Genomic DNA, 25,134 nt, shown 5'->3' with positions numbered 1-25,134 from the left:
GGGTCTCCCGAACTATCCGCGCAGGGGCCGTCAGGCCTTGGGTGGCTTGGGATCCTCGGCCTCCTGCTGGGTATCCCCTTCAGGTAGGAGAGGCTTTTTACCCAGTTGTTTCTCCGCTCCGTGTCGATTCTTCAGAGTTATTTCCATCTGCGGCGTCGACAGCAGGTTGATGCCGGCCTCGCGCAGCAGCTGGTCCACCCGGCGGATCAGCTCATCGGTGGCGGCGCTGCGATCGCCCAGTTCCCGGACATAGATGCGCAGTTCGTGATCCAGGGTGGTGGCGCCATAGTGGGTGACGAACAGTGAGGGCTCCGGGTCGTGCAGTACGCGCGCATTCTCCTTCACCGCCTGCATGATCAGCTGTTGCGCCTGGGCCAGGTCGCTGCCGCGATTGACGCCGAAGGTCAGCACGATACGGGTGACGGTGTCGGTCAGCGTCCAGTTGATCAGCTGGCTGGTGACGAAGGTCTTGTTGGGCACCACCACCGACTTGCGGTCGGCATCGGTGATATGGGTGGCGCGGATGCGGATCTTGTTCACCGTGCCGGTCACGTTGCCGATGGTGATGAGATCGCCGACACGCACCGGGCGCTCGAAGAGGATGATCAGGCCGGAGATGAAGTTACCGAAGATCTCCTGCAGACCGAAACCCAGACCGACCGAGAGGGCGGTGGCCAGCCACTGCAGCTTGTCCCAGCTCACCCCCAGGGTCGCCAGGGTGGTCACGGTGCCGAAGCCGACGATGACGTAGGAGAGCAGGGTGGTGGTGGCGTAGGCGCTGCCCTGGGCCAGATTCAGCCGCGACAGCACCAGCACCTCCAGCAGGCCCGGCAGGTTGCGCGCCAGGGCGACGGTGAGACCGGCGATCACCAGGGCGATGATGAACACCCGCAACGTCAGGGGCACCTGGGTGGCGGCGGCGCCGGTGCCACTGGTGTACTGGTAGAGGGTGACGTTGTCCAGGTAGGAGAACACCGCCACCACATCGGCCCAGACCAGGTAGAGCACGCCAAGGAAAGCCAGTAGCAGGGTCAGGCGCAGCAGGCGCGAGGACTGCTGGTTGACCTGTTCCATGTCCAGGGTCGGCTCCTGCACCACCTCGACGCCCTCGGCGTCTTCCTGCTGCGCCTGGCGCTTCTGGATGGCGCGCTGGTAGGCCAGGCGCCGCGCGGCCACGCTCAGGCCACGGGCCAGGGTGGCTTCGAGGATGATCCAGGCCATCAGCACATAGAGGGTGTCCACCAGGCGATCGGTGAGCTTGAGCGCGGTGTAGTAGTAGCCGAAGAGCACGGCGAAGAACAGCACGGCCGGAATGGCGGTGATCATCAGGCCGAGCAGCAGGCGGAAGAACGGCAGACGCTCGCGGGCGGTGGCATTGAGCAGGGAGCGACCGAGCATCCAGGCCAGGCTGGCATAGGCGACCAGGACGATGAGGATACCGAGGACGTCGTCGGCCAGCCCCGCCAGCTGACGCTCGGCGATGGCCACCACCGCCATCAGCGCCAGGGCCAGCAGGCCCACCCGTCTGACCAGCCGGCGCAGCGACTGCGCCTGGGGCCGGGTCCAGCGGAAGTGGGTCTCGGCCACGCCGCCGGAGGCCAGCAGGCGATACACCGTGTAGAACACCAGCCAGCCGGCGGCGATCTCCAGCAGCGCCGCGCCGATGGCGGCGTTGACCCCGCGTTCGTCACCCTCCAGGGCCACGCCGCCCAGCCAGAGCACCAGACTCGCCGGCAGGCCCAGCAGGATGGTGAGGAGGATGGCCTGGGGCGTGTGCAGCTGGCTGTCGCGCTGATAGTGGCCGATGTCCTGGTTGAGCTTGTTGACCCGCCCATGGATGCGCGGGCGTTGCCAGATCAGGGTGGCGAAGGCCAGCACCAGCGGCAGCAGCAGCAGCGGCCGCTCGGCCAGGCCGACATAGAGTTCATGCAGGCTGGAGCCCCAGGGCACGTCGCGCAGCTGCTGCAGCAGCTTGCGGGGGGCGGTCTTGACCCAGTTCCAGTCCAGCGGCTTGTTGCTGGGGATCCAGAACATCTGCTCGTCGAGGGTGCCGCGCAGGCTGGTGATGGTGCTGCGCAGCTGGTTCTGGTTGAGCTGCAGATCGATGGATTCGCTGAGCAGGGCATTGAGTTCGGTGTTGAGGCGCTCCTGCAATTCGCTGCGGGTCTTGAGCAGGTCGAGCAGTTGCTGACGCAGCTGCGGGGTGGCCTTTTCCGGCGGCTGCTTGGACAGCAGGGTGTCGACATAGCCTTCCGGATTGGCGATCTGGGCGCGCTGCTGATTGAGTTCGAACTGATAGAGGCGCAGATCGGCGATGTCGTCGGTGAGGTCCTTGTTGACCTTGACCGAGGGCAGCGCCGCCCGCTGCTGGTAGAGCAGCTTGGACAGCAGCACGCTGCCCTTGAGCACGCCGATCTGCTGTTCCATGTTTTCGGTGGTCTGCTTGAGCTGATCCAGCTGCTGGCGCGACTCGAGATTGCGGCGGTTGAGGTCGTTGAGGCGATCGGTGGCGCGCAGCAGGTAGTCCGACAGCTGCAGATTGAGCCCGGTCTCCTGGGACAGCACATCGTCTCCGGCGGTCTTTTCCGATTCGCGAGAGGCTTCGGCCAGGGTCTTTTCCGATTGCTGACGGCGCTTGCCGCTGATCAGCGTCTGCAGGTCCAGGGTCTCCTGCTCGTAGCGCTTGACCTGCTCGGTGAAGAGTTCGCGGCGGATGGCCCCCAGATCCTGCAGCACGCTGTTGCCGCCCAGTTCCTGGCGCAGCAGCTGGATCTGCGCATTGGCGGCCGCCTGCTCCGCCAGCAACTGACCGCGCCGCTCGGTGGTGAGGGGCTTGGCGTTCTCGCGCCCGGTCTTGAGCAGATCGGCGATCTGCTGCAGGCGCGTCTGCAGATTGGCGATGTCCACCTGAGCGCGTTCGGGGCGGGTCTGGGCATTGATCACCAGACTGTTGGCCGCATTGAGGTCGTCCTGCACGCTGTTGAGCGCCAGGCTGGTCTCGCTCAGGCGCTGCTCCAGAGCCTGGGGCGTAGCGCCGGCATAGCGCTGTTCGGCCGGCTTGATCGGCTCGGCGCGCAGCCGCGCCAGTTGCCGCTGGGCATCCTTGATCTGCTGCGGTGCCTGGGCCAGGTGCTGGCGCAGATCGGCCAGCTGCTTGACGTACTGGTCACGCTGATCGAGCAGCTTGAGGGTCTGCTGCAGACTGTCCTGGGCGGCGCTCTGCTCGGGGGCGGGCAGCTTGCGATCGGCCAGACTGTTCAGATTCTGCTGAACCTGCTGGGCATCGGGCGGCCCGGAATCCTGAGCCACGGCGGGAAAGGTGAACAGGCAACCGCAGAGAGCGGCGGCGCGAAGCAGAGCGGACAGGCGGTGCATGCGGCAGGCGTCGGGCAGTGGAAAGGCGCGAGGTTAAAGCCAGGCTGCCTGGGGCGCAAGGCGGCACCCCTCGAGCCGCGAACCCCGTTCATCCACCGTTAAAGAAAGAGCGCGGGCCCGCTGCTGTTGCCTTCGGGAAACTTCACGCCGACCTTGCGCACGCGCTTGTTCTCGATGGCCGCGACGATCCAGACCAGGCCGTTCCACTCCACCAGGTCGCCGACGATGGGTTCGCCGCCGATCTCGTGGGTGATGAAGCTGCCGAGGCGTTGGTTGCCGTCCACCTCGCCCAGTTGCAGGCCGTACAGCGCGGCCACGGCGCTGAGTTCGGCGTCGGCTTCCAGGACGAAGTCGCCGAAGAATCTCTGGGTCTGCTGCGGTGCCTGGCTGAACAGCCGCCCCAGGGCCGGCAGATCGTGCTCGTGGCCGACCACGCAGAGGATGTCGCCGGCTTCCAGGGTGGTACTGCCGGAGGGGTGGAGCAGGGTCTCGCCGCGGAACAGCGCGGCGATACGGGTGCCCTCGGGCATCTTCAACTCCCGCAGGGCGGCGCCGATGCACCACTTCTCGGCGCCCAGGCGATAGATGAACAGCTCCCATTCGCTGGTCGGATGGACCTGCAGACCGGCGCGGGAGAAGGGCGCCGGCTCCGGTGGCACCGTCACCTTGAGCAGCTTGGCCGCCAGCGGCAGGCTGGAACCCTGCACCAGCAGCGACACCAGCACGATGAAGAAGGCCACGTTGAAGAACAGCTGGGCCTGGGGCAGCCCGGCCATCATCGGGAACACCGCCAGGATGATGGGGACCGCGCCACGCAGCCCGACCCAGGCGATAAAGGCCTTCTCGCGGTCGTGGAAGGCGCGGAAGGGCAAGAGGCCAATGGCCACCGACAGCGGCCGGGCGACCAGGATCATCCACAGGGCGAGGCCGAGGGCGGGTAGGGCAATGGGCAGCAGGTTGTGCGGCTCCACCAGCAGGCCCAGCACCAGGAACATGCCGATCTGCGCCAGCCAGGCCATGCCGTCGAGCATGTGCAGCATGCCGTGGCGGCTGCGGATCGGCAGATTGCCCATCAGCAGACCGGCCAGGTAGACCGCGAGGATGCCACTGCCATGGGCGGCGTTGGTCAGGGCGAAGATCAGTAGGCCACCGCTGATGGCCAGCAGCGGATAGAGGCCGTCGGCGAGGTGGATGCGGTTGATCAGCTGCAGCAGCAGCCAGCCACCGCCCAGGCCGATCACCCCGCCGATGGCGAATTCGCTGACGAAGTGACCCAGCAGACTCCAGCTGAAGCCGCTCTGGCCGCTGGCGAGCATCTCGATCAGGGTGACGGTGAGAAACACCGCCATGGGGTCGTTGCTGCCGGATTCGATTTCCAGGCTGGCGGTGACCCGTTCGTTGAGACCGCGGCCACCCAGCAGGGAAAACACCGCCGCGGCATCGGTGGAACCGACGATGGCGCCGATCAGCAGGCCCTGCAGCAGGCTGAGGTCGAACAGCCAGGCGGCGGCGACCCCGGTCAGGCCGGTGGTGATCATCACCCCCACGGTGGCCAGCGACAGTGCCGGCCAGAGCGCCACCCGGAAGCTCGACACCCGGGTGCGCATGCCGCCATCGAGCAGGATCACCGCCAGCGCCAGGTTGCCCACCAGGTAGGCCATCGGATAGTTGTCGAAGGCGATGTGACCGGGACCGTCGATGCCGGCGAACATGCCGACCACCAGGAAGATCACCAGAATCGGGATGCCGACCCGCGAGGAAATCGAGCTGACCAGAATCGACAGGCCGATCAGCACCGCACCGATCAAGAACAAGCTGTTGATGGTGACAGCGTCCAAGCGTGACTCCTGGGGTAAAGAATTGAAGAACCAGGGATTTAACCCGCTGGGTGGCCGGGGTGTCAAAGCGCGACGCCGCTGGCGCCCGAGGAAGACGGTACACTGTAGGGCTGACGCTGGAGTATCCCATGAATTACCGACACGCCTTCCACGCCGGCAATCACGCCGATGTCTTCAAGCACGCCACCCTGTTGCGCCTGGCCGCGCTGCTGGCGCGCAAGGAGACGCCCTTCGCCTACCTGGACAGCCATTCCGGCGTCGGTCGCTACGACCTGGCCGGCGACCAGGCCAGTCGTACCGACGAATGGCGCGAGGGGATCGGTCGGCTGTGGACGCTGGAATCCGCGCCGGCGGCCTTCGTCGGCTATCGCGAGGCGGTGGCCGCGCTCAATCCCGACGGCGCGCTGCGCTACTACCCCGGCTCGCCCGAGCTGATGCGCCAGGCCTTGCGTCCCCAGGATCGCCTGCTGCTCAACGAGCTGCACCCCGAGGATGGTCGCCTGCTCAAGGAAAACATGGCCCGTGATCGCCGGGTCGCGGTGCACCAGAAGGATGGCTGGCTGCTGCCGCGCGCGCTGCTGCCGGTTCCCGAGCGTCGGGCCTTGCTGCTGATCGATCCGCCCTTCGAGAAGGCCGACGAGCTGGAGCGTTGCGTCAAGGCGGTACAGGAAGCCATCGGCCGCATGCGCCAGACGGTGATCATGCTCTGGTATCCGATCAAGGATCGCCGTCAGCTCAGACGCTTTCATGCCGGTCTGCAGGCCAGTGGCGCGCCCAAGCTGCTCAACGTCGAGTTGCTGATCCGTGCGGCGGACGATCCCACCCGGCTCAATGGCTCGGGGTTGGCCATCGTCAATCCGCCGTGGGGCCTGGAGGAAGAATTGCGCGACTTGCTACCCTGGCTGGCCGAGCATCTGGCCCAGGGCGAAGGCAGCTGGCGGCTGGACTGGCTGATCGCGGAATAGCAAGCCCGGCGCTGTTGGGCTTCGCTGCGCTCAACCCGACCCACTAGGAAGGTCGGCGTAGGTTGGGTTGAGGCAGCTCTACCGCCGAAGCCCAACAGTAGGGTGTCGAGCCTGGGGACGTTGGGCTTCGCTGCGCTCAACCCGACCCACTAGGAAGGTCGGCGTAGATTGGGTTGGGGCAGCTCTACCGCCGAAGCCCAACAAAGAGAGTCGCCGTAGCGGTTCGGGATCAGACCGCCAGGCTGGGCGGTAGGCAGACACCGGTGCCGGCCAGGCCGCAATAGCCGTTGGGATTCTTCGCCAGGTACTGCTGGTGATAGGCCTCGGCGTAGTAGAAGGGCGGCAGCGGGGCGATCTCGGTGGTGATCTCGCCATAACCGGCGTCGGCCAGTTGCGCCTGGAAGGTGGCCTGGCTGGCTTCGAAGGCTTCCCGCTGACTGTCGTTGGTGTAGTACAGCGCCGAGCGATACTGGGTGCCGACGTCGTTGCCCTGGCGCATGCCCTGGGTCGGATCGTGGGCTTCCCAGAAGATCTTCAGCAGTGCCTCCAGCGAGGTCTGGGCCGGATCGAACACTACCAGCACCACCTCGGTATGCCCGGTCAGACCCGAGCAGACCTCTTCGTAGGTCGGATTGGGGGTATGGCCGCCGGCATAGCCCGCCGCGGTGGTCCAGACGCCTGGCTGTTGCCAGAAGCGCCGCTCGACGCCCCAGAAGCAGCCCATGCCCACCACCAGACTCTGCAGGTCGGCGGGGAAGGGGCCTTGCAACGGATTGCCGTTGACATAGTGGGCCGCGGGCACGGCCATGGCCGTCTCGCGACCGGGCAGCGCCTGCTCGGCGGCAGGCAGATGGGTCTTCTTGGTCAGGATTTCGGAACGCAGGACCATGGGATACCTCGTGGGAAAGGGCCAGGCGAAAAGCTCAGTGTACGCAAAATCGCTGCAGCGGGGTCGAGTCCGCGTGGCGGGTCAGCGTGTCGGCAGGTAACGCCCCAGGGCGGCGTCGAGCTGGTCGGCCGGGATGGGCTTGTCGAACAGATAGCCCTGGCCGATATCGCAGCGATGGTGGCGCAGGAAAGCCAGCTGTTCAGTCGTCTCGATGCCCTCGGCAACCACCTGCAGCCGCAGGTTGTGGGCCATGGCGATCACCGCGGAGGTGATTTCCATGTCGTCTTGGTTGTCCGGGATGTCCTTGATGAAACTCCTGTCGATCTTGATGATGTCGATGGGGAATTTTTTCAAGTAGCTGAGCGACGAATAACCGGTGCCGAAGTCGTCCATCGCCAGGCTCATGCCCAGGCGCTTGAGGGCTTCGAGGGTGTTGCGGGTGGCGTCGGTGGCATCCAGCAAGAGGCTTTCGGTCAGTTCCAGCTCCAGACGCTTGGGCGCGATGCCCTCCTCGTCGAGGATGGTGACGAAGGACTGCACCAGGTCGGGATCGGTGAACTGCTTGGGCGACAGGTTGATGGCGATCTGCAGATCGTCGAAGCCGGCGGCGTCGAGGCGGTGCAGCTGGCGGCAGACCTCGCGGATGACCCATTTGCCGATGGGCACGATGAGCCCGGTTTCCTCGGCGATGCTGATGAACTGGTCCGGGCGGATCATGCCCTTTTCCGGGTGCTGCCAGCGGATCAGGGCTTCCAGGCCGAGCAGCTTGGCGCGTTTCAGGCAGACCTTGGGCTGGTAGTGCACCAGCAGTTCGTTCTGCTCCAGGGCCCGGCGCAGGTTGTTCTGCACGAACAGCTTGTTGCTGGCTTCGGCGATCAGCGCCTCGGTGAACACCTGGACCTGATGGCCGCCGGTGGCCTTGGCCCTGTGCAGGGCGAGGCCGGCGTGCTTGATCAGGGTCTGCGGATCGGTCTCGTGTGGCCGGGCGGTGGTCAGGCCGATCGAGCAACTGATCAGGGTCGGGTGGCCCTCCACATAGAGTGGCGGATCCAGGGCCACCAGGGTATCGCGGGCCAGGCTGTCAGCGGAGACCGCATCCATGCCTTCGAGCAGCACGGCGAATTCGTTGCTGGCGATGCGGGCGATCAGTGCGCCCTTGCCCAGCGCGCTGCGCAGGCGCCGAGCCAGACCCACCAGCAACTGGTCACCGATGCGGTGACCGAGACTGTCGTTGACTCTCTTGAAGTTGTCGACGTCCACCAGCAGCAGCGAGTGTTCGCGGCTCGGATTGGACTGCTCCAGGCGCGCTTCCAAGCGGGCGATGAAGTGACTGCGGTTGGCCAGCCCGGTGAGGCTGTCGCGAAACACCAGTTCGTCGTTGTGCTGCTGGGCGAAGCGGGTCTTGCTGGTGTCCTGGAAGATGCCCAGATAGCCCTGCAGGTCGCCATTGGGTTGCTGGATCTTGGACAGCGACAGCTGGCCCCAGTAGGTCTCGCCGTCACGGCGATAGCAGCGCAGTTCGCCCTGCCAGCTGTCCTGGTGCGCCAACCGCTGCCAGGCTTCGTAGAGCAGCTCGCCCCAGTTTTCCAGGGCCGGCAGGGATTCGACGTGCAGGCCCTGAAGCTTGCCGATGGGGTACCCGGTAATCCGCGCGAAGCTGTCGGTGGCGTGTTCCAGGCAACCGCTGGCATCCAGCAGCAGGAAGGCATCGTTGCTGGCTTCCATCACCCGGGTCAGGGGATGAGCGACCTTGGGCAGGCGCTCCGGCTGCTGGAGGAGGGCGGCCAGGCACTCCGCCAGGTTGCGGGCGAAGGCGACGTCCTCGGCTTCCCAGGTGGCCGGGCGGTCCCGTCTCAGGCAGAGCAGACCGGTCAGTTGATTGTCATGCAGCAGCGCCACGTCCAGCGCCGTCCCGCCCCCGGTATGGGGCGGGTGCAGCACCTGACTGGCGTCTTCGATCACGCCCTGCTCGCGCAACCGGCGACGGTGGTCGCTGCACAGCGTCGGTAGGCGCTCTTCCTTGCACAGGGTGACGAGGCCATTTCCCTCGTAACGCCACAGGCTGAGTTCATCCGCGGCGAAGGCGGCCGGGCCCTCGGCGCGCAGCAACTGCACCAGTTCATCGTCGACCGGCGCCTGGCGCAGAGCCAGCCGGGACAGTTCGAGCAGCAGGGTCTGTCGCGCCTGGGCCATCCCCAGCCGTTGCTGGCTGTGGTCCTGGCTGTCCTGCAGGAGCGCCAGGGTGGAGCGCAGGGCCAGGTTGTGGGCTTCCCATTCGCCGGCCAGGGCGTCGTCGTTCATCACCCGCAGCAGATAGCCGCGCAGCAGGGGTCGACCATGGCGCTGCAGGCTTTCGCCCACCTCGACCACCTGGTACGGGGCCGTCGGAGAGTGGAACAGGTAGCGCACCTGATAGCTGCCGTGCTCGGCGAGTTGCAGCTGGATGTCTTCGTGCAGGCGATGACGGACGCTGGGCTCCATCAGGCTGGCATAGGGGGCATCGATGAGCGAGCACAGCGCCTGGGCGGGCAGGCCAAGGCTGACTTCACAGCGGGAATCGAGATAGAGCATCGCCCAGGAGGCTTCATTCAGACGCTCGAAACGCAGCAAGCCCAATCGGGCAGGAGCGCTGAGCGCGCCCGCCTGATCGGCTACCGCGGCATCGGCAGCATCGGAGTGAATACTCATGCGAGGGTCCGCGTCCTTGTGAAGACGGAAAGATGTCCTAGGTTTATCGGAAAGGACAGACAAATCATTAATCCTTTTTCCTCTCCGCCTCGCCAGTACGCTGCGATGGCTGACAAGGTTGCCCGATAGGGGCCGGCGCATGCAAGGGGCGGCGCTCGGGGCGCCCATCCTACCTTTTTCATGGATCTTTCGGTTGATCTGACAGCAAAAACCCCGCATGAGCGGGGTTCTTGCGCTACACCAGAAGAAGGTAGCGGGGAGCCGTTACCGTCCTGTGGTGGCTTACAGCAGCAGGCTGCGGATTTCCGCCAGCAGATCGCCCAGGCGCTTGGTGAAGCGCGCGGCGGCCGCCCCGTTGATCACGCGGTGATCGTAGGACAGCGACAGCGGCAGCATCAGGCGCGGCTGGAAAGCCTTGCCATCCCAGACCGGCTGCATGCTGGCCTTGGACACGCCGAGGATCGCCACTTCCGGGGCATTGACGATCGGCGTGAAGCCGGTACCGCCGATGTGACCCAGGCTGGAGATGGTGAAACAGGCGCCCTGCATGTCGTCACCGCTGAGCTTCTTGGTCCGCGCCTTTTCCGCCAGTTGGGCGGCTTCGGCGGCGAGTTGCAGGAGGCTCTTCTGGTCGACGTTGCGAATGACCGGGACCAGCAGGCCGTCCGGGGTGTCGACGGCGAAACCGATGTGCACGTACTTCTTGCGGATCACCGCCTTGCCGCTGGGGGCCAGGGAGGCGTTGAAGTCCGGCAGTTCCCTGAGCACATGGGCGCAGGCCTTGAGCAGGAACGGCAGGATGGTCAGCTTGACGCCGGCCTTTTCCGCCACGGCTTTCTGGCCGACCCGGAAGGCTTCCAGATCGGTCACGTCGGACTGGTCGAACTGGGTGACGTGGGGCACGTTCAGCCAGCTGCGATGCAGGTTGTTGGCACCGACCTGCATGAGGCGCGTCATCGGCACCTCTTCGATCTCGCCGAACTTGCTGAAGTCCACGCTGGGGATCGGCGGGATGCCGGCGCCACCCGTGACGCCTGCGGCCGCGGCCGGAGCCGCCTTGCTCTTCTGCAGCTGGTCCTTGACGTAGGTCTGGACGTCTTCCTTGAGGATGCGACCCTTGGGACCGGTCGGGGTGACCTCGCCCAGATCGACACCGAACTCGCGGGCGATCATGCGCACGGCCGGACCGGCATGGACCTTCTTGCCCTTGCCGGCGGCAGGTGCGCTGGCAGGAGCGGCGGCCTTGGCTGGAGCCTCGGCTTTCTTCTCGGGTGCCTGCGCGCTGGCGGCGGCGTTGCCGGCAGCCGGCTTGGCCGCCTGCTTGGGCGCGGCACCGGCCACCTTCAGGGTCAGGATCAGATCGCCGGTCTTGGCCTGGTCATTGACCTTGATGGCGACGCTTTCCACCACGCCCGCCTTGGGCGCCGGGATTTCCATGCTGGCCTTGTCGGACTCCAGCACGATCAGCGACTGCTCGGCCTTGACCTGGTCACCGGCCTTGACCAGCACCTCGATGACGTTGGCACTACCGGTGGAGCCGATGTCGGGGACCTTGATTTCCTCGATCGATTCACCGGCCGGCTCGGCGGCGGCTTCCTCGTGCAGCTCGGGCTCGGCGGCTTCCTTGGCGGGCTTGTCGCCGGCCTTGGATTCGACGCTCTTGCTCGGCTTGGCATTGGCGGCGCCCTTGAGGACCAGGATCAGGTCGCCGGTGCCCACTTCGTCGCCGACCTTGACGGAAACGCTCTCCACCACGCCGGCGGCGGGGGAGGGGATTTCCATGCTGGCCTTGTCGGACTCCAGGGTGATCAGCGTCTGCTCGGCGGCGATGGTGTCGCCGGGCTTGACCACGACCTCGATGATGCTGGCCTTGCCGCTGGAGCCGATGTCCGGAACGTGAATTTCCTGGGACTCGCCTTCGCCGGCGGACGCCGAAGCGTCCTCGTCGCCGGCCGGCGTCGGGGTTTCGCTTTCCTCGATCTGGGTCTGCTTGGACTCGGCCTTGGGCTCGGCGGCGGGTTCGCTGCCGGTGGCGGCGTCCTCGCCTTCCAGGTCGATCAGCAGATCACCGGTCTTGAGGGTGTCGCCGACCTTGATGTGCAGGGCGGCGATCTTGCCGGCCTTGGGGGCCGGGATCTCCATGCTGGCCTTGTCGGACTCCAGCACCACCAGGCTCTGTTCGGCCTCGACGGTATCGCCGACCTTCACCAGCAGCTCGATGACTTCGCCGTCGCCACTGCCGATGTCGGGTACGCGGATGGTCTCGCTCACAGTTGTTTCCTCTTATCCGTGTGCCGCATCAGCAATCCAGGGGATTGCGCTTCTCGGTGTCGATGCCGAACTTGGTGATGGCGTCGGCCACGACCTTGCGTTCCAGCTTGCCTTGGTTGGCCAGCGCCTGCAGAGCGGCGACGGCGACCCAGCGACGGTCGACCTCGAAGTGATCACGCAGCTTCTTGCGGCTGTCGCTGCGACCGAAGCCGTCGGTACCCAGCACCTGGAATTCGGTGGGGACCCACTGGCGGATCTGGTCGGCGAACAGCTTCATGTAGTCGGTGGAGGCGATGACCGGACCCTGGCGCTCGCCCAGGCACTGCTCGACGTAGGTCAGGCGGCGCTCTTTCAGCGGGTGCAGGCGGTTCCAGCGGTCGACGGCCAGGCCTTCGCGGCGCAGTTCGTTGAAGCTGGTGACGCTCCAGATGTCGGCGCCGACACCCATCTCGCGCAGCAGGCTCGCAGCCGCGCGGACCTCGTTGAGGATGGTGCCCGAGCCCAGCAGCTGGACGCGGTGCTTGAAGTCGCCTTTTTCTTCTTCCAGCAGGTACATGCCCTTGATGATGCCGTCCTCGACACCCTGGGGCATGGCCGGCTGCTGGTAGTTCTCGTTCATCACGGTGATGTAGTAGAAGACACTCTGCTGCAGCTCCATCATCTGATGGATGCCTTCGCGCATGATCACCGCCAGCTCGTAGGCATAGGTGGGATCGTAGCTGCGGCAGTTGGGGATGGTGCCGGCCAGGATGTGGCTGTGGCCGTCCTCGTGCTGCAGGCCTTCGCCGTTCAGGGTGGTCCGGCCGGAAGTGCCGCCCAGCAGGAAGCCGCGGGTCTGGGCATCGCCCGCCGCCCAGGCCAGGTCGCCGATGCGCTGGAAGCCGAACATCGAATAGAAGATGTAGACCGGCAGCATGGGCTGGTTGTAGTTGCTGTAGGCGGTACCGGCGGCGATGAAGGAGGACATGGCGCCGGCCTCGTTGAGGCCTTCCTGGAGGATCTGGCCGTCCTTTTCTTCGCGGTAGTACATCACCTGGTCGCGGTCGACCGGCTCATAGAGCTGGCCGTGGGGCGAGTAGATGCCCAGCTGGCGGAACATGCCTTCCATGCCGAAGGTACGGGCCTCGTCGGCGAGGATGGGCACGATGCGCTTGCCCAGGTCCTTGTCCTTGACCAGTTGCGACAGGATGCGGCCGAAGGCCATGGTGGTGGAGATCTCGCGATCGCCGGAGCCGTCCAGCACCGCCTTCAGGGTGTCCAGGGGCGGGGTGGGAATGCTCAGGCTGCGCGCGCGACGCTGGGGCAGGTGACCGCCCAGGGACTCGCGACGACTCATCAGGTACTTCATCTCGGCGCTGTCGTCGGCCGGACGATAGAAGGGCAGTTCGCTGAGCTGGGAATCGTTCAGCGGGATGTCGAAGCGATCGCGGAATTTCTTCAGCGACTCCACATCCACCTTCTTGGTGTTGTGCGCGGTGTTCTTGGCTTCGCCCGCACCGGTGCCGTAACCCTTGATGGTCTTGGCCAGGATGACGGTGGGCTGGCCCTTGTGGTTGACCGCCTGGTGGTAGGCCGCATAGACCTTGTAGGGGTCGTGACCGCCACGGTTGAGCTTCCAGATCTCGTCGTCGGACAGGTCCTCGACCATCTTGAGCAGCTCGGGATTGGCGCCGAAGAAGTGCTTGCGCACATAGGCGCCGTCCTTGGCCTTGTAGTTCTGGTATTCACCATCGACCACGGCGTCCATGCGCTGCTGCATGCGGCCTTCGGTGTCGCGGGCGAACAGCGGATCCCACATGCGGCCCCAGAGGACCTTGGTGACGTTCCAGTCGGCGCCGCGGAAGATGCCTTCCAGTTCCTGGACGATCTTGCCGTTGCCGCGGACCGGGCCGTCGAGGCGCTGCAGGTTGCAGTTGATGACGAAGATCAGGTTGTCGAGGTTCTCGCGGCCGGCCAGGGAGATGGCGCCCAGGGTTTCCGGCTCGTCGCACTCGCCGTCGCCGATGAAGCACCAGACCTTCTGCTTGCCGGCGGGGATGTAGCCGCGGTTCTCCAGGTACTTCATGAAGCGGGCCTGGTAGATGGCGGTGATCGGGCCCAGACCCATGGACACGGTCGGGAACTGCCAGAAGTCGGGCATCAGGTGCGGGTGCGGGTAGCTCGACAGCCCCTTGCCGTCCACTTCCTGACGGAAGTTGTTCATCTGGTCTTCGGAGAGGCGGCCTTCCAGGTAGGCGCGGGCGTAGACGCCGGGGGAGGCATGGCCCTGATAGTAGATCAGGTCGCCACCGTGCTCTTCGTTGGGCGCCTTCCAGAAATAGTTGAAGCCGATGTCATAGAGGGTAGCGCTGGAAGCGAAGGTGGAGATGTGGCCACCCAGATCCGGATCCTTGAGGTTGGCGCGCATGACCATCGCCAGGGCGTTCCAGCGAACCAGCGAGCGGATGCGCCGCTCCATGAACAGGTCGCCCGGCATATGGGCTTCCTTGGTCACTGGAATGGTGTTGCGATAGGGGGTATTGATGGAGTAGGGCAGCTGGGTACCACTGCGGGTAGCCAGTTCGCCCATGCGGGTCATCAGATAATGAACGCGCTCCTCGCCTTCGTGGTCGAGGACGGACTCCAGGGCGTCCAGCCATTCCTGGGTTTCGACGGGATCGAGATCTTGCATGGCTTGCTCCAGGGCGGAAAGGCTTCCAAAATCGGTCGCCTCAGGGTCGCCGCCGGCCTCTTGGGGGCAGCGAAAATTCTTGGATTTATGACCGGACGGTTCCGATCGGCGTGTAGTTTTACTACAAATTCAAATCCGTTTCAGCTCCGAGCTGTAATGCGATAAAAAACAATTCGACGTTTGTCGAACGCTCTACTCGAGGGCTCGCGAACTCCGAACCACGGACGTGATAACGGTTCCCGCTCGGACCAGGTGGTCCGTCGGAATGTCCCTGGTGGGGGTCGTGGCAGGGCGGTGGGGTTCGACCGTCCCTGCGCAGGACTGCCCATGATACCCCTCCTTCGTCCCGATCTGCCTCCGACTCTCGTCGCCTGTGCCGAGCTCGCCGACCGGCGCCTGGCCGACGCCCTGGCCACGCTGCCCGCGGCGGCGGCCCGCCAGGCGAACTGGTCCGCGGCGCAGCGTGCCGACTGGCGGCGGGTGGCCGCTCTCAGTGATTTCGTCGTCGAGCAGTTCTGCCGCCTGCCCGAGCCCTGCCTGGCGCTGGTCGACAGCGGCGATCTGCAGTTGTCGCTGGCGCCGGGGGCCATGGCGCAGCGCTTGCGCGAGGCCCTGGCCGACTGCCCGGACGAAGCCGAGCTGGGACGGCGGCTGCGGCGTTTTCGCATGCTGCAGCAGGTACGCATCGTCTGGCGCGACCTGACCCGGCGCGCCGATCTGGTGGAGACCTGCCGCGACCTCAGCGACCTGGCCGACGCCTGCATCGACCAGGCCTGCGCCTGGCTCTATGACCAGCAGTGCAGCCAGTTCGGCGTGCCGACCGGACGCCACAGCGGTCAGCCACAGCACCTGGTGGTGCTGGGCATGGGCAAGCTGGGTGCGGGAGAGCTGAATCTGTCGTCCGATATCGACCTGATCTTCGCCTATGGCGAGGGCGGGGAGACGCGCGGCACGCGGCGCGAGCAGGACAACCAGGAATTCTTCACCCGCCTCGGACAGCGACTGATCAAGGCGCTGGACGCCACCACCGTGGAGGGCTTCGTCTTTCGCGTCGACATGCGCCTGCGGCCCTATGGCAGTGCCGGCGCCCTGGTGCTGAGCTTTGCCGCCATGGAGCTCTATTACCAGGACCAGGGGCGCGACTGGGAACGCTACGCCATGATCAAGGCACGGGTGGTCGGCGGCGATCAGGCCAGCGGCGCCGAGCTGCTGACCCTGCTGCGGCCCTTCGTCTATCGGCGCTATCTGGATTTCTCCGCCATCGAAGCCCTGCGCAGCATGAAGCAGCTGATCCGCCAGGAGGTGCGCCGGCGCGGCATGACCGACAACGTCAAGCTGGGCGCGGGCGGTATTCGCGAGGTGGAATTCATCGCCCAGGCCTATCAGCTGATCCACGGCGGGCGCGATCCGGCACTGCAGCAGCGACCGCTGCTCAAGGTGCTGACCAGTCTGCGCGAGCGCGACTATCTGCCGGCGGCGGCCGAAGCCGAGTTGCGCGAGGGCTACTGCTTCCTGCGTTACGTGGAGCACGGGCTGCAGGCCATCGCCGACCAGCAGACCCAGACCCTGCCGGTGGATCCCCAGGGCCGGGCGCGGGTGGCCTTTCTCATGGGCCATGCCGACTGGGACGAATTCAGCGCGGCGCTCGACGGTTGGCGCCGCCGCATCGACTGGCACTTCCAGCAGACCATCGCCGATCCCGAGGAGGAGACCCAGAGCGCCGAACTGGAAGACAGCTGGCTGCCACTGTGGGGCGACCTGCTCGACCCCGAGGAGTCCCTGGCGCGACTGCGCGAGGCGGGCTTCCAGGCGCCGGAGCAGGCGCTGGAATTGCTGGCCAGCCTGCGTGCCAGCGGCCAGGTGCGCGCCATGCAACGCGCCGGTCGCGAACGCCTGGATGCCTTCATGCCGCGGCTGCTGGATGCGGTCAGCGCCGAGGAGCAACCCGATCGGGCGTTGGAGCGGGTACTGCCGCTGGTGGAGGCGGTGGCGCGACGCTCGGCCTACCTGGTCCTGCTCAGCGAGAATCCGCCGGCCCTGGCGCGGCTGCTGGAGCTCTGTGGCGCCAGTGCCTGGGTGGCCGAGCAGATCGCTCGCTATCCGGCGCTGCTCGACGAGCTGCTCAACGAGGGCCGGCTCTATCATCCGCCACAGAAGCCCGAGCTGGCCGCCGAATTGCGCGAACGCCTGATGCGCCTGCCGGAAGAGGACCTGGAGCAGCAGATGGACGTGCTGCGCCACTTCAAGCGCGCCCACAGCCTGCGGGTGGCGGCGGCGGAGATCGCCGGCAGCCTGCCGCTGATGAAGGTCAGCGACTATCTCACCTGGCTGGCCGAGGTGATCCTCGAAGAGGTCTTTGGCCTGGCCTGGCGTCAGCTGGTGCAGCGGCATGGCACGCCGCAGCGGCGCGACGGCTCACCCTGCCAGCCGGACTTCGTCATCGTCGGCTACGGCAAGGTCGGCGGCATCGAACTCGGCCACGGCTCGGATCTCGACCTGGTGTTCATCCACGACGCCGATCCCCTGGCCGAGACCGATGGCGCCAAGCCCATGGATGGCGCCCAGTTCTTCAACCGCCTCGGTCAGCGCATCATCCATCTGCTGACCACCACCACCCCGGTGGGCACCCTCTACGAGGTGGACATGCGCCTGCGGCCGTCCGGCGCGGCGGGCCTGCTGGTGACTTCGCTGGAGGCCTTCGAGCGCTACCAGCAGAGCGAGGCCTGGACCTGGGAACACCAGGCCCTGGTGCGCGCGCGGGTGGTGGCGGGTTGCCCGCGTCTTGGCGAGCGCTTCGACGAGGTGCGGGCGCGCATCCTCGGTCGGCAGCGGGCGCTGGCGACCCTGCAGGCCGACGTGGCCGGCATGCGCGACAAGATGCTCGACAACCTCGGCACCGCGGTGACCACCGGCGGACTGGGGCCGAATGCGCGCCGGCCGGAGCAGTGGTTCGACCTCAAGCAGGATGCCGGCGGTATCGTCGATATCGAATTTATGGTCCAATATGCCGTTCTGGCCTGGTCGTGGCAGCATCCCGAATTGCTGCGTTTTCCCGACAACATCCGCATCCTGGAATCCCTCGAGGCGGCTGGTCTGGTACCGGCCACGGACGCCATTGCCCTGCGCGAAGCCTACAAGGCCTACCGCGCCGCGCTGCACCGCCTGGTGCTGCAGAAGCAGCCGGGCAAGGTGCCGGCCGACGGCTTTCTCGCCGAGCGCGACGAAGTACGCCGTATCTGGCACGGCCTGGGGCTGGACGCGCCGTCCGGCAATCCGGCCACCTTTTAGGCCGCCATCAGTAAGGAGAGGCAAGATGTCGATGTCCGTGCGCGAGCTTTCGATCAGGCCGGGCCTGGGGGAGTGGGAGTCGGCCACCCGCTAGGTGCCGATCGCCTTCCAGCATGAATATTCTGATCATCGGACCCAGTTGGGTCGGCGACATGGTGATGGCGCAGACCCTCTTCGTCTGCCTCAAGCGCCAGCACCCCGACTGCCAGATCGACGTCCTCGCCCCCGAGTGGAGTCGCCCGTTGCTCGAGCGCATGCCCGAGGTGCGCGAAGCCCTGAGCTTTCCCCTCGGCCATGGCGCCTTCGAGCTGGCCACGCGCCGGCGCATCGGTCAGGAGCTGCGCGGCCGCTATGACCAGGCGATCCTCCTGCCCAACTCGCTGAAATCGGCGCTGGTGCCCTATTTCGCCGGCATCCCCAAGCGCACCGGCTGGCGCGGCGAGATGAGATTCGGCCTGCTCAACGACATCCGTACCCTGGACAAGGCGCGCTATCCGCTGATGATCGAGCGCTTCATGGCGCTGGCCTACGCGCCCGGTGCGGAGTTGCCCAAACCCTATCCTAAGCCACGTCTGGCCATCGACCCGGCCAGCCGCGACGCCGCCCTGGAGCGCTTCGGCCTGAGCCTGGACCGGCCGGTGCTGGCGCTCTGCCCGGGCGCCGAGTTCGGCGAGGCCAAGCGCTGGCCGGCCGAGCACTATGCCGCCGTGGCCGATGCCCGACTGCGTCAGGGCTGGCAGGTCTGGCTGTTCGGTTCACAGAAGGATGCCCCGGGTGGCGAAGAGATCCGCGAATGGGTCACCCCTGGCTTCGAAGAAGATGTCTGTAACCTCGCCGGGCGTACCTCCCTGGCCGAGGCCATCGACCTGCTCTCCTGTGCGAGCGCGGTCATCAGCAACGATTCCGGCCTGATGCACGTGGCCGCCGCCCTGGATCGCCCGCTGGTGGCGGTCTATGGCTCCACCTCGCCGGGCTTCACGCCACCGCTGGCCAGTCAGGTCGAGGTGGTGCGCCTGGGCCTGGAGTGCAGTCCCTGCTTCGACCGTACCTGCCGCTTCGGCCATTACGATTGCCTGCGCCTGCTGCAGCCGAGCCTGGTGCAGGAGGCGCTCGGCCGCCTGGTCGCCGATCCGGTCGAGGTGGGCTAGATGCGCGTGCTGCTGATCAAGACCTCCTCCCTGGGCGATGTCATCCATACCCTGCCGGCCCTGACCGATGCGGCCCGGGCCATCCCTGGTATCTGCTTCGACTGGGTGGTGGAGGAGGGCTTCGCCGAGATTCCCGCCTGGCACCCGGCCGTGAGCCAGGTGATCCCGGTGGCCCTGCGCCGCTGGCGCAAGCAGCCCTTTTCCGCCTGGGCCAGTGGCGAATGGGGCGAATTCAAGGATCGGGTACGCGAGCAGCGCTATGACCGGGTGATCGATGCCCAGGGTCTGCTCAAGAGCGCCTGGCTGACCCGCTACGCCGAAGCGCCGGTGGCCGGTCTGGACCGTAACTCCGCCCGCGAGCCCCTGGCCAGCCGCTTCTATGACGAGCGCTACCACGTCGCCAAGGGGCAACACGCCCTGGAGCGGATCCGCCAGCTGTTCGCCCAGGTCCTGGACTATCCGCTGCCGGCAGGCGTGGGTGACTACGGCCTGGATCGGCAACGCCTGGCCGGCCCCAACGAGACGCCCTATGTGGTGTTCCTGCACGGCACCACCTGGGTCAGCAAGCACTGGCCCGAGACCCACTGGCGCGAACTGGCCGAGCGCATGAGCCAGCTGGACTGGCCGGTGCGACTGCTGTGGGGCAACGAGGTGGAACATGCCCGTGCCGAACGCATCGCCGAAGGCCTGGATGGCGTCCAGGTGCTGCCGCGACTGAATCTCGCCGGGGTGGCCAAGGTGCTGGCCGGCGCCCGTGCCTGCGTAGCGGTGGATACCGGCCTCGGCCACCTGGCCGCGGCCCTGGACGTGCCCACCGTGTCGCTCTATGGCCCGACCAGTCCGAAGAAGGTCGGCGCCTATGGACGCTCCCAGGTGCACCTGAGCGCCGTGGGGCTGGACGGCACCGATGAGCCGCGCGACCAGCCATCGGCCAGTCTCGCCGCCCTGACCCCGGAGCGGGTCGAACTGGAACTGGAAACCCTGCTGTTGGAAGACCTCCCCGCATGACCCTGGCTTTCGTGCTCTACAAGTACTTTCCCTTTGGCGGCCTGCAGCGGGACTTCCTGCGCATCGCCCAGGAGTGCCAGCGCCGGGGCCACGCCATCCGCGTCTACACCCTGATCTGGGAAGGCCCGGTGCCGGAGGGCTTCGACGTGCGGGTGGCCAGGGTCAGCGCCCTGTTCAATCACCGGCGCAACGAGAAATTCCACGCCTGGCTGCAGGCCGACCTCGCCCGCGATCCGGTGGGCCGGGTGATCGGCTTCAACAAGATGCCGGGACTGGACGTCTACTACGCCGCCGATCCCTGTTTCGAGGACAAGGCCCAGACCCTGCGCAATCCGCTCTATCGCCAGTGGGGTCGCTATCGGCACTTCGCCGAATACGAGCGCGCGGTGTTCGCACCCGAGTCGTCGACCGAGATCCTGATGATCTCCGAGGTGCAGCAGCCGCTGTTCGTCAAGCACTACGGCACGCCGGCGCCGCGCTTCCACCTCCTGCCGCCGGGCATCGCCGCCGATCGCCGCGCGCCGGCCAACGCCGCCGAGATCCGCGCCGACTTCCGGCGCGAATTCGGACTGGAGGAGGGCGAGCTGCTCCTGGTGCAGATCGGCTCCGGCTTCAAGACCAAGGGCCTGGATCGCAGCCTGCGCGCCATGGCCTCTTTGCCTAAGGAGTTGCGCAAGCGCACCCGGCTGTTCGCCATCGGCCAGGATGATCCCAAGCCCTTCCTGCTGCAGGCCAAGGCGCTGGGCGTGAGCGAGCGGGTCCAGATCCTCAAGGGGCGCAGCGACATCCCGCGCTTCCTGCTCGGCGCCGATCTGCTGATCCATCCGGCCTACAACGAGAACACCGGCACCGTGCTGCTGGAGGCGCTGGTCGCCGGGCTGCCGGTGCTGGTCACCGACGTCTGCGGCTATGCCCACTACATCGACGAGGCCCGCGCCGGCGTGGTGGTGCCGTCGCCCTTCGCTCAGGAGACCCTGGACCGAATGCTGACCGAGCTGCTGGCCGATCCCGAGCGCCGGGCGGTGCAGGGTCGCAATGGCCTGGCTTTCGCCGACAGTGCCGATCTCTATTCGCTGCCCGAGCGCGCCGCCGATGTCATCCTGGGGGTGGCATGACCCTGGAATTGCGTGAGCCCTTCGCCAGCCTCTGGGCCGGCCAGGATCCCTTCGTCGCCGTGGAGGCCCTGCAGGGCCAGGTCTATCGTGAACTGGACGGGCGCCGCACCCTGCGCACCGAGGTGGCGGGACGGGGTTATTTCGTCAAGATCCACCGTGGCATCGGCTGGGGCGAGATCGCCAAGAATCTGCTGCAGGCCAAGCAGCCGGTGCTGGGAGCACGCCAGGAATGGCAGGCCATCGAGCGCCTGCACCAGGTCGGCGTGCCGACCATGACCGCGGTGGCCTTTGGCGAGCGCGGCGTCAATCCGGCGACCCAGCATTCCTTCATCATCACCGAAGAGCTGGCGCCCACCGTCAGCCTCGAAGACTTCAGTCTCGATTGGGTGCGGCAGCCGCCCGAGCCGGCACTCAAGCGGGCGCTGATCGCCGAGGTGGCGCGCATGACCGGTGCCATGCACCGCGCTGGCGTCAACCATCGCGACTGCTACATCTGTCATTTCCTGCTCGACACCGCCCAGCCGGTCACCGTGGCTAATCTGCAACTCTGGCTGATCGACCTGCACCGTGCCCAGTGCCGCGCCCAGGTGTCCCGGCGCTGGCGCGACAAGGACCTGGCCGGGCTGTATTTCTCCGCCCTGGGGATCGGTCTGACCCAGCGCGACTTCCTGCGCTTCCTGCGCGGTTACTTCCAGCGCCCGCTGCGCGAGATCCTGCGTGACGAGACCCCGCTGCTGGCGCGCCTGGAACGCAAGGCCGCCGCCTTGCTGGAGCGCAAGGAACGCTACGGGGACCGGCTCTGATGGCTGACTGGCGCATTGATTCCAGCGTCGCCCACTTGCCCGAATTCGCGACGCTGGACGCTGTGTTCGCCCTGGCCGGCGAACGCCTGACCAGCGATCCGCTGTCGGAAGTGGTGCGCATCGAGCGCGACGGCATCCGCTACTACGTCAAGCGCTACCACGGCGCCGGCAAGGGGCTGCGGCGCTATGTCGGGCGGCCACGGGTCAAAGCCGAATGGCAGAATCTCAAGCGCTTCGCCAAGTGGGGCATCGCCACCGCGCCGGTGGTGGCCTGGGGCATGGAGCGCTCGCCACGGGGCTTCGCCCGGGGCGCCATGGTCACCCGCGAGATTCCCAACACCCTGGACCTGGCCGAACTGGCCAGGCGCGAGGATCCGCGGCTGCGCGACCGGGTCTGGGTGGACAACGTCAGCCGCCAGCTGGCCGCGGCGACCCGCACCCTGCACGACCACCATTTCGTCCACAACGATCTCAAGTGGCGCAACCTGCTGGTGGATGGCCAGGGCGTGCTCTATTTCATCGATTGCCCGGGCGGCGCCTTCTGGGTCGGCCACTGGCTGCGCTGGCGCATCGTCAAGGACCTGGCCTGCCTGGACAAGGTGGCCAAGTACCAGCTGTCGCGCACCCAGCGCCTCAGGTTCTATCTGCAATACCGCGGCCGCGCGCGCCTCAGCGACAACGACAAGGGGCGCATCCGCGAGGTGCTGGACTATTTCAAGGGGCGGGAATGAACGAGGGGTGGGCGGCCGCGGACCGGGCCGTGCTGGCCAGCCATGGCCTGGACAGTTTCGAGGCGCTGTGGGCGCTGGACCTGACGGCGGTGGATGAACCCAACCAAGGGCGTGGCGGCTTCAGCCAGGTGTTTCGCCTGGACGTGGCCGGCCGCGGCTACTACCTCAAGCGCCAGCGCGACTACCTGACCCGCACTCTGGCCCGCCCCCTGGGCGAGCCGACCTTCGCCCGCGAGAGCCGCAACATCCGCCGTTATGCCGAGCGCGGCATCCCCGCGCTGGAGCTGGCCTACTATGGCGAGCGCCGCGATGACCAGGGTTGGCGCGCCATCCTGCTGACCCGGGCGCTGGATGACTGGCGCGATCTCGACAGCTGGCTGCGCGTCTGGGCGCACCTGGCCCCCGAGGAGCGCCAGGCGGTGCTGGTCGCCGTCGGCGAACTGGCTCGCCAGCTGCACGGCGCCGGCCAGGTGCACGGCTGCTTCTATCCCAAGCATCTGTTCCTGCAGCGTCAGGGCGAAAGCCTGGCCGCGCGGCTGATCGATCTGGAAAAGACCCGGCCGCTGCTGTTCGGCCGGCGCGATCGCCTGCGCGATCTCGAACCCCTGCTGCGCCGCGCGCCGCAATGGAGCGAGCCGGACATCGCCCGCCTGCTGGCGAGTTATCTGGACCAGCCGCTGGACAGCGTCGCCGTGCGCGACTGGAGTCGGCGTCTGGCCGGGCGTCGCCGTCACAAGGAGCGCAAGGCATGACCCTGGAGCAACTGACCAAGGCCGGCCGCGCGCCGACCCTGCCGCTGCGGATCGAACTGCCCAGTGGCGAGTTGGAACTGCTGTCGCTGCTCAGGGTGCTGCCCGATCAGCGCTATGTCGGCGAGGCCCGCTGGCAGGGCCGGCGGGTGCTGGCCAAGCTGCTGGTGGGCGCGCGCGCCGCGCGGCAATTCGCCCGCGAGCGCGAGGGCTGTCGCCTGCTGGCGGCCGCCGCAGCACCGACCCCGGCACTGCTCGACAGCGGCGAGACGAGCGGGCAGGGCGCCTGGCTGCTGTTCGACTTCATCGAGACGGCGCCCAGCGTCGAGCAACTCTGGCAGCGGATCGCCACCGAACCGCCCCTGTCGCCAGCACAGGACGCATTGCTCGGCGCGGCCCTCGCCACCCTGGCGCGCCTGCATGCCCAGGGCCTCTGGCAGGCCGATCTGCATCTGGACAACCTGCTGGTCAAGGACGGCGCGGCGCTGGTCATAGACGCGGCGGACATCCAGGCCGAGACCGTCGGCCAGCCGCTATCCCAGGCACGGGTACAGGAGAATCTGGCGGTGTTCTTCGCCCAGCTGCCCGCCACCCTGGATGCCCAGCTGGAAGAGCTGTTGATCCACTACCTGCTGGTCAATGCCGAACACGCCCTGCGCCTGGAGGCCTTGCTGGCGCGAACCGCCGAGATTCGTCGCTGGCGCCTGGCTGACTACCTCAAGAAGAGCGGCCGGGAATGCACCCTGTTCGCCGTCACCCGTAGCGCCTTCGGCCTGATCGCCGTGCGCCGTAGCTGGCTGAGTCGCCTGGAAGGCCTGCTGGCCGATCCCGATGCGGCCCTGGCCGGTCTGCCGACCTTCAAGGACGGCGGCGCCGCCACCGTGGCCCATGTGCAGTGGCAGGACCAGGACCTGGTGCTCAAGAGATACAACATCAAGGGCTTCGGCCACTGGCTGACGCGCTTCTGGCGACCGAGCCGGGCCTGGCACAGCTGGCGCGAAGGCCATCGCCTGCTTTTCCTCGGCATTCCCACCCCCGAGCCCCTGGCCGTGCGCGAGCGCCGCTTCCTCGGCCTGCGCGGCCGCGCCTATCTGGTGACGCCCTTCGTCGAGGGCCCCAATCTGCTGGAGCGCTTCGCCCCCTATGTGGATTCCACGCCGCCCGTGGCCGAGCTGGACGCCCTGCTGGCGCTGGTCGAGGCCCTGCGTCGCGAGCGCCTCGGCCATGGCGATTTCAAGGGCACCAACCTGATCTGGCATGAAGGTCGCTGGCTGGTGATCGACCTCGACGCCCTCCAGGCCCATGCCAGCGACCGTGCTTACGCCGCCGCCTATGCCCGCGACCGCGCCCGGCTGCTGCGCAACTGGCCGGCCGACAGCGCCCTGCATCGCCTGCTCGACGAGCGCCTGCCGCCAGCCTGATCGCCGACCTGCCGTCTGTACCGGGGCTGAATCGCCGTGCGCTAGGCCCCGCTCGGCGTGCGGCCATTACCCGTGGCCTGCCTGAACGGCTATAATTCGCCGTTTTTGAGGCGAGGCGGGCCTGCAGCGGCCTCGCGAAACCCCGGCGAACTCCTCTGGCTTCGCCCTGTACAG

At 66.9% G+C, this 25,134-nt stretch carries 15 protein-coding genes; 9 read left to right on the top strand and 6 right to left on the bottom strand.

Going from position 1 to position 25,134, the window contains the following annotated elements; all coding sequences use genetic code 11:
* Window positions 1-30: 30 nt before the first annotated feature.
* Both mscK and RCF34_RS18900 read right to left on the bottom strand, forming a co-directional pair.
* Window positions 31-3,375: a mechanosensitive channel MscK gene (gene mscK, locus RCF34_RS18905; protein WP_308709557.1), complete on the bottom strand. Its 3,345-nt coding sequence runs from the start codon at window positions 3,373-3,375 to the stop codon at window positions 31-33.
* Between the two features lie 98 nt (window positions 3,376-3,473).
* Window positions 3,474-5,213, bottom strand: coding sequence for a potassium/proton antiporter (locus tag RCF34_RS18900; protein WP_308709556.1), 1,740 nt, complete (start codon window positions 5,211-5,213; stop codon window positions 3,474-3,476).
* 128 nt (window positions 5,214-5,341) lie between these two features.
* Here RCF34_RS18900 and RCF34_RS18895 point away from each other — a divergent pair, with 128 nt between their 5' ends.
* Entirely contained in the window at window positions 5,342-6,178 is an 837-nt protein-coding gene (locus RCF34_RS18895) for a 23S rRNA (adenine(2030)-N(6))-methyltransferase RlmJ (RefSeq protein WP_308709555.1), read from the top strand.
* 229 nt (window positions 6,179-6,407) lie between these two features.
* Here RCF34_RS18895 and msrA read toward each other — a convergent pair whose 3' ends face one another.
* From msrA to aceE, 4 genes are all read right to left on the bottom strand, one after another.
* Window positions 6,408-7,067 (bottom strand): peptide-methionine (S)-S-oxide reductase MsrA, encoded by a 660-nt coding sequence (gene msrA, locus RCF34_RS18890; protein ID WP_308709554.1) that lies wholly within the window; start codon window positions 7,065-7,067, stop codon window positions 6,408-6,410.
* Window positions 7,068-7,148: 81 nt separating this feature from the next.
* Window positions 7,149-9,755: an EAL domain-containing protein gene (locus tag RCF34_RS18885; RefSeq protein ID WP_308709553.1), complete on the bottom strand. Its 2,607-nt coding sequence runs from the start codon at window positions 9,753-9,755 to the stop codon at window positions 7,149-7,151.
* 282 nt (window positions 9,756-10,037) lie between these two features.
* Complete coding sequence (aceF, locus tag RCF34_RS18880) at window positions 10,038-12,026, bottom strand: dihydrolipoyllysine-residue acetyltransferase (RefSeq protein ID WP_308709552.1); 1,989 nt, start codon at window positions 12,024-12,026, stop codon at window positions 10,038-10,040.
* A 28-nt stretch (window positions 12,027-12,054) separates the two neighbouring features.
* Window positions 12,055-14,697 (bottom strand): pyruvate dehydrogenase (acetyl-transferring), homodimeric type, encoded by a 2,643-nt coding sequence (gene aceE, locus RCF34_RS18875; RefSeq protein WP_308709551.1) that lies wholly within the window; start codon window positions 14,695-14,697, stop codon window positions 12,055-12,057.
* A 327-nt stretch (window positions 14,698-15,024) separates the two neighbouring features.
* Here aceE and glnE point away from each other — a divergent pair, with 327 nt between their 5' ends.
* The 8 genes from glnE to RCF34_RS18835 all read left to right on the top strand — a co-directional run bounded on the left by glnE (window position 15,025) and on the right by RCF34_RS18835 (window position 24,960).
* Complete coding sequence (gene glnE / locus RCF34_RS18870; protein WP_308709550.1) at window positions 15,025-17,985, top strand: bifunctional [glutamate--ammonia ligase]-adenylyl-L-tyrosine phosphorylase/[glutamate--ammonia-ligase] adenylyltransferase; 2,961 nt, start codon at window positions 15,025-15,027, stop codon at window positions 17,983-17,985.
* A 113-nt stretch (window positions 17,986-18,098) separates the two neighbouring features.
* Window positions 18,099-19,133 (top strand): lipopolysaccharide heptosyltransferase II, encoded by a 1,035-nt coding sequence (waaF, locus tag RCF34_RS18865; RefSeq protein ID WP_308709549.1) that lies wholly within the window; start codon window positions 18,099-18,101, stop codon window positions 19,131-19,133.
* Complete coding sequence (gene waaC / locus RCF34_RS18860; protein WP_308709548.1) at window positions 19,134-20,141, top strand: lipopolysaccharide heptosyltransferase I; 1,008 nt, start codon at window positions 19,134-19,136, stop codon at window positions 20,139-20,141. It abuts the gene before it with no gap.
* On the top strand, window positions 20,138-21,256 hold the full coding sequence (locus tag RCF34_RS18855) for a glycosyltransferase family 4 protein (protein ID WP_308709547.1): 1,119 nt from the start codon (window positions 20,138-20,140) through the stop codon (window positions 21,254-21,256). Before waaC ends, RCF34_RS18855 begins: the two co-directional genes overlap by 4 nt.
* Window positions 21,253-22,059 carry a lipopolysaccharide core heptose(I) kinase RfaP gene (gene rfaP, locus RCF34_RS18850; RefSeq protein ID WP_308709546.1) on the top strand — a complete coding sequence of 269 codons (807 nt, stop codon included), beginning with the start codon at window positions 21,253-21,255 and terminating at the stop codon, window positions 22,057-22,059. Before RCF34_RS18855 ends, rfaP begins: the two co-directional genes overlap by 4 nt.
* A complete protein-coding gene (locus RCF34_RS18845) occupies window positions 22,059-22,790 on the top strand; it encodes a lipopolysaccharide kinase InaA family protein (protein ID WP_308709545.1) in 732 nt (243 codons plus the stop codon). Before rfaP ends, RCF34_RS18845 begins: the two co-directional genes overlap by 1 nt.
* Window positions 22,787-23,542, top strand: a complete 756-nt coding sequence (locus tag RCF34_RS18840) for a lipopolysaccharide kinase InaA family protein (protein WP_308709544.1) — start codon at window positions 22,787-22,789, stop codon at window positions 23,540-23,542. The genes RCF34_RS18845 and RCF34_RS18840 overlap by 4 nt, the downstream gene beginning before the upstream one ends.
* Window positions 23,539-24,960 carry a lipopolysaccharide kinase InaA family protein gene (locus RCF34_RS18835; RefSeq protein ID WP_308709543.1) on the top strand — a complete coding sequence of 474 codons (1,422 nt, stop codon included), beginning with the start codon at window positions 23,539-23,541 and terminating at the stop codon, window positions 24,958-24,960. Before RCF34_RS18840 ends, RCF34_RS18835 begins: the two co-directional genes overlap by 4 nt.
* The last annotated feature ends 174 nt before the right edge of the window (window positions 24,961-25,134 follow it).

Source organism: Pseudomonas sp. 102515 (genome assembly GCF_031085165.1).
Taxonomy (GTDB): domain Bacteria; phylum Pseudomonadota; class Gammaproteobacteria; order Pseudomonadales; family Pseudomonadaceae; genus Chryseomonas.
This window is presented reverse-complemented; position numbering and strand designations above follow the sequence as displayed.